The organism is Porticoccus sp. (assembly GCA_023261185.1).
Taxonomy (GTDB): domain Bacteria; phylum Pseudomonadota; class Gammaproteobacteria; order Pseudomonadales; family Porticoccaceae; genus Porticoccus; species Porticoccus litoralis.
This window is the reverse complement of sequence record JALRJN010000068.1, coordinates 1-10,190: the sequence shown is the minus strand read 5'-3', so window position 1 is coordinate 10,190 and position 10,190 is coordinate 1. Positions and strand designations below refer to the sequence as shown.

Here is a 10,190-nt window from a genome sequence, read left to right as displayed (position 1 = left end):
GATGCTACGTTGAACCGTTTCTTTGCATTACATGTGATTGCGCTGCCGCTGGTTCTGATCTTCCTCGTGGTTGCCCATATCCTGGCGCTGCATGAGGTTGGTTCAAATAACCCGGATGGCGTTGAGATCAAGAAGAACAAGGATGAAAACGGTATACCCCGTGACGGTATTCCGTTCCACCCCTATTATACTGTTCACGATCTGGTGCCGATTGTGGTCTTCCTGTTCGTGTTTGCCTTTATTATGTTCTTCGTACCGGAAATGGGTGGTTATTTCCTTGAGCATGCCAACTTTGAAATCGCCAACCCGCTGAAGACACCAGCACACATTGCCCCGGTGTGGTATTTCACTCCGTTCTACTCCATGTTGCGAGCTGTACCAGATAAGTTTGCTGGCTTCATGGTGATGGCGGCGGCAATTGCCATCATGTTTGTGCTGCCCTGGCTGGATCGCAGCCCTGTGAAGTCAATCCGCTACAAGGGTAATTTCAGCCGTATCGCCCTGCTGGTGTTTGCTGCATCCTTCATTATTTTGGGTGTTCTGGGTGTGAAGGCGCCGACCCCGGCCCGCACACTGCTGGCTCAGATCTGTACCATCCTTTATTTTGTGTTCTTCTTGGCAATGCCCATCTGGACCAAGCTGGAAAAAACCACGCCGCAGCCGGAACGCGTTACCACCAATGGCGGATTTGGCCCTTGGAAATCGCTGGCAGCCCTGATTTTTGTGGCCCTGCTGGCTTGGCTGCCGCTGAAAGCGGTGGGTTCTGAGTCAGAGCATGAATGTGGCACCATCGCGTGTGATGAGTTTGAGGCGGATCTGTCAGATAAGGCATCTTTGCAACATGGCGCTAAGTTGTTCGTCAACTACTGCATGGGCTGTCACTCGGCTAAATATTCGCGCTGGGAACGAGTAGCCAGAGACCTGAAAATGCCTGCTGGCATGGTGATGGACAACCTGGTGTTTGCCGACCAGAAAATTGGTAGCTTGATGAGTATCGCCATGCCGGCGGATAAGGCCAAAGTTTGGTTTGGCGCTGCGCCGCCGGATCTGACACTGGTCGCTCGTGCTCGTTCTTCCGAGTGGGTTTACACCTATTTGCGCCACTTCTACAAGGATCCTTCCCGTCCGTTTGGCGTCAACAACAAGGTGTTTAAAGACGTGGGTATGCCACATGCCTTGCTGGACGTTCAGGGCTTGCAAGAATGTGCCCCGGGCCCGGTTCATGCGGCCAACGGTGGGATCAAGCGTGATCCTCTGACTCGTGCAGAAATCCTGGAAGATGATTGCGGTCGCTATAGCCTGGTGACCGAGGGAACCATGAGTCCCGAGGAGTATGACGAAGCGGTTTACGATCTGGTTAACTTCCTGACCTATATTGCCGAGCCTATGGCTGAAGATCGCCAGCGTATCGGTATCTACGTTCTGTTATTCCTGGCCTTCCTGTTTATCTGGGTATGGCTGCTTAACCGGGAATACTGGAAAGGCATTCACTAATTTTTTATGGGGATGGCCGCAACAGCGGCCATCTTTTCTTTGTCAATCAAAATAGAGGTTCCAATATGGGGGTTGTTGCCAAACGATCTTCGATGACTTTTTTCTCTGATCCGTCCTGTCATTACAGTCACCGAGTTCGTATCGTGCTGGCTGAAAAGGGGGTAACGGTTGAGATTGAAGAGGTGGATGATCAAAACCTGCCCGAAGATGTGCTGGAGCTGAACCCTTATGCCTCCCTGCCAACCCTGGTCGATCGGGATCTGGCACTCTACGAAACCAAGGTAATGATGGAGTACCTGGATGAGCGTTTCCCTCATCCACCGTTGCTGCCTGTTTATCCGGTTGCCAGGGCATTGAGCCGTCAGTTTATGCATCGTATTGAGCGCGACTGTTGTAGTCAGATTGATATCATTATCAGCAATCCTGACAGCGCTGAGGCCGACAAAGCACGCAAAGAGCTCAGTGACAGCCTTTGCAGCATTGCTCCTATTTTTGCAGACTTGCCTTACTTTATGAGTGAAGAGTTTACTCTGGTCGACTGTTGTCTGGCGCCGATTTTGTGGCGTTTGGACAGTTTGGGTATTAAGTTGCCCAACAACCGCCAGGTAAAACCCTTACATGATTACATGCAGAGGCTGTTTGAAAGGGAGTCATTCCGCGAGAGCCTCTCTGAGCTGGAAAAAGAAATGGCCAGCTAGGTCGTTTTTGCGAAATGTTTAAAAAGGGACCTCGTTGTCCCTTTTTTTGTACAATGTCGGCCCATTTACCCGGAACCTATGGCGCGTATGAAAATGACATCAAACCGACCGTACCTGATCCGGGCTTTCTATGACTGGATAGTGGACAATCAATGTACGCCCTACATGGTGGTAGATGCCTACTTTCCGGGCGTTGAGGTGCCACAGGAGCATGTCAACGACGGTCAGATTGTATTGAATGTTGCGCCTAGGGCTGTGGCTGCCTTTGTTATGAATAATGATCAGGTAGCTTTCAGTACCCGTTTTGGCGGTGTCCCCAGCAATATTCGACTTCCTATCCAGTCCATCACAGGGATTTACGCGCGTGAAAATGGGCAGGGCATGGTATTTCAGCCCGAAAAAGATACGGATCCTGATCCGCAAGGACCAGGACCCAGTAAACCCAAGGCTGTAAAGGAGGGTAAAGCGGTCAAGCCAAGTGATAAGACGGTCAAGCCTTCCCTTAGAGTAGTTAAATAGAGGTAAAAATCATGTCAGATCCTATCGTAATTGTCGGTATGGCACGCACGCCGATCGGCAGCATGCAAGGCCAGTTCAGTGGTGTTCCCACGACACAGCTCGGAGCATCGGCCATCAAGGCGGCGGTTGAGCGTGCTGGCGTCGCTCCAGAGCAGGTTGATTCTGTAGATATGGGCTGTGTTTTATCGGCTGGGTTGCGTCAGGCGCCGGCGAGACAGGCGACCCTGGGAGCGGGTTTGCCCAACAGTGTCACCTCCACCACGCTGAATAAGGTGTGTGGTTCCGGCATGAAGGCGGTGATGAACGCTTTTGATAGCCTGACCCTGGGTAACGTCGATGTAGCGGTTGCGGGTGGCATGGAAAGTATGACCAATGCGCCTTACCTGATGTTGCAGGGTCGTAGCGGCTACCGTTTTGGCCACAATCAGATTTTTGACCACATGACCATGGATGGCCTGGAAGACGCATACAATGGCCAGGCAATGGGTCTGTTTGCCGAGCAGTGTGTTTCCAAGTATGGGTTTACCCGTGAGGAACAAGATGCGTTTTCCATTGCTTCTCTGGAGCGTGCCAATAAAGCCATTTCCGAGGGTAAGTTTGACAGTGAAATTGCACCTGTCACTGTGTCCAGCCGTAAAGGAGATGTGGAGTACCGTATCGATGAGCAGCCGGGTAAATCCAATGCAGATAAGATTCCACAAATGCGTCCAGCCTTTATCAAGGACGGCACGGTAACGGCGGCTAATGCCAGCTCCATCAGTGATGGCGCCGCCGCTCTGGTGCTCACCCGTCAGTCAGTGGCGGAAAAGCACGGACTTAAGCCGTTGGCCCGCATCCTTGCTCACAGTTATCATTCCCAGGAGCCCGAATGGTTTACTACAGCACCCGTAGGGGCTATTAGTAAGCTGCTGGATAAAGTCGGCTGGACCAAGGATGAGGTGGACCTGTTCGAGATTAATGAGGCATTTGCCGTGGTTACCATGGCCGCCATGAAAGAGCTGGATATCCCCCATGAAAAGGTCAATGTTCATGGGGGTGCTTGTGCACTGGGACACCCCATTGGCGCGTCAGGTGCGCGTATCATCGTCACCTTGCTGGCTGCCTTGCAGACCTATGGTAAAACCAAGGGTATCGCCGGTATCTGTATCGGTGGTGGTGAAGCGACGGCCCTCGCGGTTGAGGTGCTGTAAAACGTCCCCCTGTAAAAAAACGGCCCATCAGGGCCGTTTTTTTATGTCCAGGCATTGGCTAATCAATATATTCAAATACTTTTACGACTCGCTTGGCGCCTCGCGTCGTACTCGCCACTAGTGCGGCCTGATCTCCCGTGCTGCGGGTTACCAGACCCATCAGGTAGATGACACCACTTTCCGTAACCACCTTGATACGGGTGGATTTGATATTTTTTTCCGCGATCAGCTTGGAGCGTACCTTGGTTGAAAGCCAGACATCGTTGCTGCGGGATACCAGTGAAGAAGTGCCGGTAACCTGTAATTCATTATGTACCTGACGTACGCCCCGGAAGTCCCGTGCCGTGTTGCCGGCCAGAGTGCGCAAATCATTGCTGGCAACCTCGCCGGTCAGCAGAATCACGCCATTGTAGGCATTGATGTTTACATGGGCATGTTCCAGCTGGCTGCTCGCCTTTTTGATATTCACACCAATCAGTGTTTCCAGCTGCCAGTCATCAATGTCAGTGCCCAGTGAGGTATTTGTAGGGTCCGGCTTGATAGGTTCATCCGTAGTGGCGTGAATGATATTCGTGCAGCCGGTCAGGCCGATGACGCTGATCAGCAGCAAAGCTGCCAGGCGCTGGTACATCAGGCGGTTCCTCCAAATAGTTGTTGGTCAATTAATTCACAAAGACAAAAAATACTTAATAAATGTACTTCACTGATGCGGTGACGGTCGTCGTGGTCGACACGAATCTCGATATCATCGCCACTGAGGAGTGCGGACAGATCCTTGTCTCCAGCTCCGGTGAAACCGATCACAGACATGTCCCGGTCATGGGCGGTATGAATGGCCTGCACCAGGTTGCTCGGGTTGGTGCCAAGGCTGAATATAACCAGTACATCCCCTGGGCGGCCCAGGGTTTTTACCTGTCGACTGAAAATTTCACTAACACTGTGGTAGTGGCTGATAGCTGTGATCAGCGAGCAATCGTTGCTGAGGCAGATGGCGGGAAATCCAGGTCGTTCCAGTTTGTATTGCAGTAGCAGGGACTGAGTGAAAATTTTCGCCAGTGCCGAGGACAGGCCATTCCCGCAGCATAATACCTGGTGGTCCTGTACCAGTTGCTCGACAATTTTGGTGCTTGCTTTGGCAATCAGAGGAGCCAGTGTTTCACCGGCGGCCATTTTTGCCTCGATGCTCTGGTGAAACTGTTCGATAACACTTGATTCCATAGCTCTCTACAACGGTTCTCTGCGGCTAGCTAAATGCATTTTGTAGCCATTCTACCCGATAGCCATTACCGTTGTCGGTGTCTCTTTGCAGGCAAATGGCGTCAAAGCGGCAGGGGATTTTTTCCCAGAGTCCTTGAGCCTGCAAATAGTGTTGAGCGGTGGAGATGATACGCTGCTGCTTGCGGTGATCTATGCTCTGGGCCGCCGTGGCAAACCGCTCGTTCTGTCGCATTCTGACCTCCACAAACACCAGGGTATCCCCATCTTGCATGATCAGATCAATCTCGCCGCGAGTAGTTCGATAATTCTTCTCCAGGAGTTGCAAGCCTTGTTTCTCCAGCCAGGATCTGGCCCGGTTTTCAGCCATGGCACCCACAGAAGGGTTCTGTAATTTTCGGTGCTTGGGTTTAATAGAAAATATCATTGGACCAATTCCTTTTGTCTGAAGGTTAATGATGCACCGGGTTCGGGTGTTTCAAAAGATCAGTGTGGCCAAAAATGGCTGGTGACTTGCCTGGTTGGCTCCGATCCCTCTAAAATCCTTGTCTTGATCTAGTTTAGGTGTCGTGATGTTCAAACGCTCGTCGGTTGTCAGTTCGTTAGTTGCCCTTATAGTGGGATGTTTTATGGTGGCTGGAAGCTGGGCCGATAATGTTGCGGTACCAGATTATCAGCTGCCGGACCTTAGCAGCCTGGTGAATCAATTCGGAGAACCCTTCAAGGGAAGAGATGGTGATACCCTTGTCATGCTGGTTGCCGGGATGAAAGTCAAAGACATGGTTCGAGAGACATTGGCAGAAGTGGATCCCGGTTGCCTGCAGGACGGTCGCGTTATCTATCTGGCCAATATCAGCGGTATGCCGAAATTAGTATCAAAATTTATCGCCGTGCCGCGATTGCGGGATTTGGATTATCCGGTCTGGCTCGATTATAGCGGTGATGTTGCCTCTGGGTTGCCGTTCCATAAAGGACAGGTAACGCTGCTAAGTCTTGGCGATAGTCGCAAGGTCATCGAAGTGAGCTTTGCCGACTCTCAGGCTTATCTTAAAGAGCAATTATTGGTCCGTTGCGAGGCGAGTACAGAGAACCTGACTGATTAGTTGAGCTTCAACTGCTGCGCTTGCTTTACCCGACCGCCCCTGAACTCTGCCCAAGGTTGTTCCCTCATAATGGCGTGCTTGCGCTTGTCCAGTTGCAGTGTGCCTGTACTGCCCGACAGTTTGATTTCCGGCAGAAGCAGCATTTGCGGTAACCCCTGATGTAGGTGGTAAGCGTCAATTCCCAGTGCAAACAGATGGCGGTAGATGGGTTGCAGGTCCTGGGCCGGCTGCAGTTTTTCATGCCCGGCGCCAGGCAGTGTCCAGGGCATGGCGCTGAAGCGAATGGACTCCAGGTCCCGGTTGCGCCCCGGGTCCTGAACACCCGTATAAAGTTGCGATGTGCTGTAAATTTGCAGGTCGCTCGCGAACAGAAAGTCCAGGGTGGGCTTGATTTGTCGAGCCTGATCGGGATAGGCGACCATAAATACCATGTCCAGATCCTGGCGGCGCCGAGGCGTGAAGTTTAATGATTTCCCCAGTAGGCGTTGCAGTCGAGTCTTGCGTTCTTCGCTCTGGGTGATATGCAGGGTGGGCCGGAGGAGGGGGGCAAAATCGCTCTGTGCAGTCCCGTAGGCAGGTGCTTCTACCAGCGTTCCACCATGCTCTAGCCAGCGTTCACGGAACGCGGTGAGTGCCCTGTCTCCCCATCCGGAGTTGGGTGTTACGGTCAACGCAGTACGCTGACCCTCAACCCAGGCCCTGTCGGCGATTTGTCGGGCTTCATCACTGACGGATAGCCCAAACTGGTAAAAATTGTCGGGAATGGGTAAAGCCGGGTTTTCCAGATAATTGAGCGCGATGACGGGGACTGGCAGTTCTGTCAGCTGTATCAATTGCTCCACAGTTTCACGCTGAACGGGTCCAATGACCAGCTGCGCCCCTTCGGTGGTGGCCTGCTGATAGAGGGTGGCTATATCGGTGGCTCCCGCCGTGTCATAAAAACGGATCACTGGCGCTTTGGCTGCATAACCATAAGCTTCATACCATGCAGCGAGAAAGCCACTACGTATTGCTTTGCCTGCCTGGGCCAGTGAGCCTTCAAAGGGAAGCAGTACTGCAATGCTCTCGGGTAGCGAATTCGCAATTTGTTGAAGTGCCAGCAGACTGGCAGGCGGATCGACAACGGCGGGATGGGTTGGCCAACGAGTGCGCCATTGTTCTAACTGGCTTAGTTGTTGGTTGACGTCGCCCTGGCTGTTGCGTAACACATTGACCAGGTTATACCAGCCCAGCAGTGTGGTATCAGTTTCAAGTTCCAGCAATGAAGACAGGTGTGGTCCTGAAAGGTGTGTCAAAACCTGCCATAACTTCTCGTGAACTTCCTGCCTAGTGTTTTTGTCATCTACGAGGTTGGCCAGTGTGGCATAGGCACGAATGCTGTTTTCATCCTCGCCCAGTAGTGAGAAGAGATCGCCTCGCATCTGCAGCCAGCGGGTCTGTTGCTCCAGGGGAAGCCGGTAGATGATGGCAGTCATGCGGCTGTTGGTGAGCAGGTCGCGGGTTTCAAAAAACGCCTCATTTGCCAGTGTGAGCTCGGCAAACAGCAGAATAAAATCGCCATAGCGGTCATCCGGCAAGCCGCTGCTATCAATTATCTGCAGGGTGTTGAGTGCTTGCTGGGGCTTGCCCGCACGGTAAAACAGTTCCGCTGCTGTTAATTGGAGGAGCTGCCGTTCGGGTGTTATGCTCCCGGCGGCTTGGGAAAGCGCCTGCTCGGCCAGCTCCACAGGTGTTGCCTGGTGTTCCCGCACCGGCGTCACCATGCCGGGTTGACTGCACCCGACTAACAAGGTCAGGAGCCAGACAAGCATTACTGCACTTACACGGAAATTGGGCATAGGAAAACGTTCTTTATGGCTGGTGAATTGTATGTGGTGGCAACGCCGATCGGCAACTTGGGGGATATGGTACCCCGAGCGGTGGATGTTCTCCATGCTGTAGATCTCATTGCCGCAGAAGACACACGTCACAGTGGTCGTTTATTGAAGCACTTGGGTATTGATACTCCCATGGTGCCCTACCATGATCACGGAGAAGAGCATCAGTCCCAGCGAATTCTACAGACGTTGGGCCAGGGCCAAACAGTGGCCCTTATTTCGGATGCCGGCACGCCATTAATTTCAGATCCGGGATACCGTCTGGTCCGCAAAGCCCGCCAGTTGGGGGTGAAGGTTGTCCCTATTCCCGGCCCCTGTGCGCTAATCGCGGCACTCTGTGCCTCGGGTTTGCCCAGTGACCGTTTTTCCTTTGAGGGATTTCTCCCCGCGAAGTCTGGTGCCCGCCAGAAAAAACTGTCGGCTCTTGCCGATGATCCCCGCACCCTGGTGTTTTATGAATCTCCTCATCGTGTGCTGGACACGCTGTCAGATATGGTCGCGGAACTGGGCGCTGACCGAGAAGCAGTATTGGCAAGGGAGTTGACCAAAGCCTTTGAAACCTTTCTGGCGGGCAGTCTTGAGGAGCTTTGCCAAATGGTTGAAGAGGATGCCAATCAGCAGCGGGGTGAAATCGTTATACTGGTGAGTGGTGCCCCGGAAGTTGCCGTCAGCGAGAGCGAACAACGACGTGTTTTGGCATTATTAATGGAAGAGTTACCGTTAAAACAGGCGGCAGCACTGGCAGCAAAAATCACCGGCGGACATAAGAATGCTCTCTACCAGTTGGCCCTGTCCCTCAAAGGTTAGGCCTACAGGTTGCTGGCCATCGCGATAACGTCGGGATGAAGACGTTTCAATCCCGTTTCACCCGCACTTTCTGCCCCTCGGTTGCTGCACCACTCGCCGATTCCGGCAATGCCCTGTTTGTCCCTGCGATAATGGCTACCGGCCATTTCATAGACCCCTTTCCCCTCGGATGCGGCCTGCAGAAAGGTTCTCGATTGGCGCAAGTAGGCAACAATCGGCAGCGATAGGGTTTTTTCAAGATCATGAGCTCGTCGTGTGGCCCTGGGTGAGGCTGCAAAACGGTTGATGACCACCGCCATATTCTGCCGGGATGGCAGCATTCGTCGCAATTCCTGAACCGTGTGTGTGACGGCGTGGAGGTCAAATTCCTCCAGCACCACGGGGAGCAAAATGGCCGTGGCTTCTCTAAGGAGAGGGCTGAGATTGACCAGGTCAGGCCGCGCCGGCGTATCCAAAATCAATACTTCGGTATTTCTGGGTGGCTGAATGGCCCAGCTGCGAGTGACATTGAGTGGGCAGTTGTGTGCGTCGACCAGTTGTATGTGAGGGGCATTGTCCGGGCGGTTGAGCGCCCAGAAGACACTGGACCCCTGGGGGTCCAGATCCATTAATGTCGTAATCGCGCCCTGATGGCTGAAAAAACTCGCCAGATTGGTGGACAGCATGGTTTTGCCGCAGCCACCCTTTGGATTGACGACTACAATACGCTGCATTTGGATGATTCCTCGTCCCATGGAGACGCCTACCCTAGCCAACATTGCCTTGGTGAACTATCGATTAGGTCAAAAAATAACCAGTGTTGTGAATAAATAGGGGAGTTTTGGTGGGTTATCGCTGCAAAAAAAACTTATCGTGGTAATCTTGCCGCGGGAGTTGGCCGGGCAGCCGCCGCTGAATTTCTCTGCGCCTCCGAAGGTGGCACAGGGTTTTCAGGGGAGGAAAGTCCGGGCTCCATAGGGCAAAGTGCCAGATAACGTCTGGGCGGTGAGAGCCGACGGAAAGTGCAACAGAAAGTATACCGCCTAAGTAGTCGTAAGATTGCCGGTAAGGTTGAAATGGTGCGGTAAGAGCGCACCGCGTGGGTGGCAACACTCCACGGCGATGGTAAACCCCTTTTATTAAAGAAATATGACATGCTATTAGATTGGAATATTTTCGTGCCAGATCGTTGTGAGCTAAAAGCCTGTAAAAAAATCGCAGCCAAAATAAATTGAGTTCAAATTCCATACTTCTCACATCGAGCGGTGTTGTGATCAGAAAGCGAAGATAACGAAGATAGACGTCTTT

General features: G+C 52.6%; 11 protein-coding genes and 1 other RNA gene. 7 read left to right on the top strand and 5 right to left on the bottom strand.

Annotated features, from left to right (window positions below; all coding sequences use genetic code 11):
- The 4 genes from ACYZYZ_RS06430 to ACYZYZ_RS06415 form a co-directional block, all read left to right on the top strand.
- Positions 1 to 1,494: ubiquinol-cytochrome c reductase (locus tag ACYZYZ_RS06430; protein WP_461483667.1), on the top strand; the 1,494-nt coding region annotated here is incomplete at its 5' end.
- Positions 1,495 to 1,559: 65 nt separating this feature from the next.
- Positions 1,560 to 2,192, top strand: coding sequence for a glutathione S-transferase N-terminal domain-containing protein (locus tag ACYZYZ_RS06425; protein WP_305169565.1), 633 nt, complete (start codon positions 1,560 to 1,562; stop codon positions 2,190 to 2,192).
- An 87-nt stretch (positions 2,193 to 2,279) separates the two neighbouring features.
- Positions 2,280 to 2,711, top strand: a complete 432-nt coding sequence (locus ACYZYZ_RS06420) for a ClpXP protease specificity-enhancing factor (RefSeq protein ID WP_305169564.1) — start codon at positions 2,280 to 2,282, stop codon at positions 2,709 to 2,711.
- Positions 2,712 to 2,722: 11 nt separating this feature from the next.
- A complete protein-coding gene (locus ACYZYZ_RS06415) occupies positions 2,723 to 3,901 on the top strand; it encodes an acetyl-CoA C-acyltransferase (protein ID WP_461483666.1) in 1,179 nt (392 codons plus the stop codon).
- A 58-nt stretch (positions 3,902 to 3,959) separates the two neighbouring features.
- On the opposite strand, the gene ACYZYZ_RS06410 is transcribed toward ACYZYZ_RS06415, so the two are convergent.
- Genes ACYZYZ_RS06410 through ACYZYZ_RS06400 form a run of 3 tightly spaced genes read right to left on the bottom strand, consistent with a single transcriptional unit; the run spans position 3,960 to position 5,543 of the window.
- The gene (locus ACYZYZ_RS06410; protein ID WP_305169562.1) at positions 3,960 to 4,532 is read right to left on the bottom strand and encodes a BON domain-containing protein; all 573 of its coding nucleotides are present in this window, start codon (positions 4,530 to 4,532) and stop codon (positions 3,960 to 3,962) included.
- Positions 4,532 to 5,119, bottom strand: a complete 588-nt coding sequence (locus ACYZYZ_RS06405) for a D-sedoheptulose-7-phosphate isomerase (RefSeq protein ID WP_305169561.1) — start codon at positions 5,117 to 5,119, stop codon at positions 4,532 to 4,534. Before ACYZYZ_RS06405 ends, ACYZYZ_RS06410 begins: the two co-directional genes overlap by 1 nt.
- Positions 5,120 to 5,144: 25 nt before the next feature.
- Positions 5,145 to 5,543 (bottom strand): YraN family protein, encoded by a 399-nt coding sequence (locus ACYZYZ_RS06400; RefSeq protein ID WP_461483665.1) that lies wholly within the window; start codon positions 5,541 to 5,543, stop codon positions 5,145 to 5,147.
- A gap of 202 nt (positions 5,544 to 5,745) precedes the next feature.
- Between ACYZYZ_RS06400 and ACYZYZ_RS06395 the strand changes: the two genes are divergently transcribed.
- Complete coding sequence (locus ACYZYZ_RS06395) at positions 5,746 to 6,219, top strand: hypothetical protein (RefSeq protein WP_461483664.1); 474 nt, start codon at positions 5,746 to 5,748, stop codon at positions 6,217 to 6,219.
- Here ACYZYZ_RS06395 and ACYZYZ_RS06390 read toward each other — a convergent pair.
- The gene (locus ACYZYZ_RS06390; RefSeq protein WP_305169558.1) at positions 6,216 to 8,030 is read right to left on the bottom strand and encodes a penicillin-binding protein activator; all 1,815 of its coding nucleotides are present in this window, start codon (positions 8,028 to 8,030) and stop codon (positions 6,216 to 6,218) included. The genes ACYZYZ_RS06395 and ACYZYZ_RS06390 overlap by 4 nt on opposite strands.
- A gap of 42 nt (positions 8,031 to 8,072) precedes the next feature.
- Between ACYZYZ_RS06390 and rsmI the strand changes: the two genes are divergently transcribed.
- Positions 8,073 to 8,903, top strand: coding sequence for a 16S rRNA (cytidine(1402)-2'-O)-methyltransferase (gene rsmI / locus ACYZYZ_RS06385; protein ID WP_305169557.1), 831 nt, complete (start codon positions 8,073 to 8,075; stop codon positions 8,901 to 8,903).
- A 2-nt stretch (positions 8,904 to 8,905) separates the two neighbouring features.
- Here the strand turns inward: rsmI and ACYZYZ_RS06380 are convergent, their stop codons facing one another.
- Complete coding sequence (locus tag ACYZYZ_RS06380; RefSeq protein WP_461483663.1) at positions 8,906 to 9,616, bottom strand: ParA family protein; 711 nt, start codon at positions 9,614 to 9,616, stop codon at positions 8,906 to 8,908.
- Positions 9,617 to 9,772: 156 nt separating this feature from the next.
- Here ACYZYZ_RS06380 and rnpB point away from each other — a divergent pair.
- Positions 9,773 to 10,139: RNase P RNA component class A (gene rnpB, locus ACYZYZ_RS06375), an RNA gene on the top strand.
- The last annotated feature ends 51 nt before the right edge of the window (positions 10,140 to 10,190 follow it).

Excerpts from the sequence above, each read along its gene's own strand:
- ACYZYZ_RS06425 (WP_305169565.1), top strand. The coding sequence starts at position 1,560 with ATGGGGGTTGTTGCCAAACGATCTTCGATGACTTTTTTCTCTGATCCG.
- ACYZYZ_RS06420 (WP_305169564.1), top strand. The coding sequence starts at position 2,280 with ATGAAAATGACATCAAACCGACCGTACCTGATCCGGGCTTTCTATGAC.
- ACYZYZ_RS06415 (WP_461483666.1), top strand. The coding sequence starts at position 2,723 with ATGTCAGATCCTATCGTAATTGTCGGTATGGCACGCACGCCGATCGGC.
- ACYZYZ_RS06410 (WP_305169562.1), bottom strand. The coding sequence starts at position 4,532 with ATGTACCAGCGCCTGGCAGCTTTGCTGCTGATCAGCGTCATCGGCCTG.
- ACYZYZ_RS06405 (WP_305169561.1), bottom strand. The coding sequence starts at position 5,119 with ATGGAATCAAGTGTTATCGAACAGTTTCACCAGAGCATCGAGGCAAAA.
- ACYZYZ_RS06400 (WP_461483665.1), bottom strand. The coding sequence starts at position 5,543 with ATGATATTTTCTATTAAACCCAAGCACCGAAAATTACAGAACCCTTCT.
- ACYZYZ_RS06395 (WP_461483664.1), top strand. The coding sequence starts at position 5,746 with ATGGTGGCTGGAAGCTGGGCCGATAATGTTGCGGTACCAGATTATCAG.
- ACYZYZ_RS06390 (WP_305169558.1), bottom strand. The coding sequence starts at position 8,030 with ATGCTTGTCTGGCTCCTGACCTTGTTAGTCGGGTGCAGTCAACCCGGC.
- rsmI (WP_305169557.1), top strand. The coding sequence starts at position 8,073 with ATGGCTGGTGAATTGTATGTGGTGGCAACGCCGATCGGCAACTTGGGG.
- ACYZYZ_RS06380 (WP_461483663.1), bottom strand. The coding sequence starts at position 9,616 with ATGCAGCGTATTGTAGTCGTCAATCCAAAGGGTGGCTGCGGCAAAACC.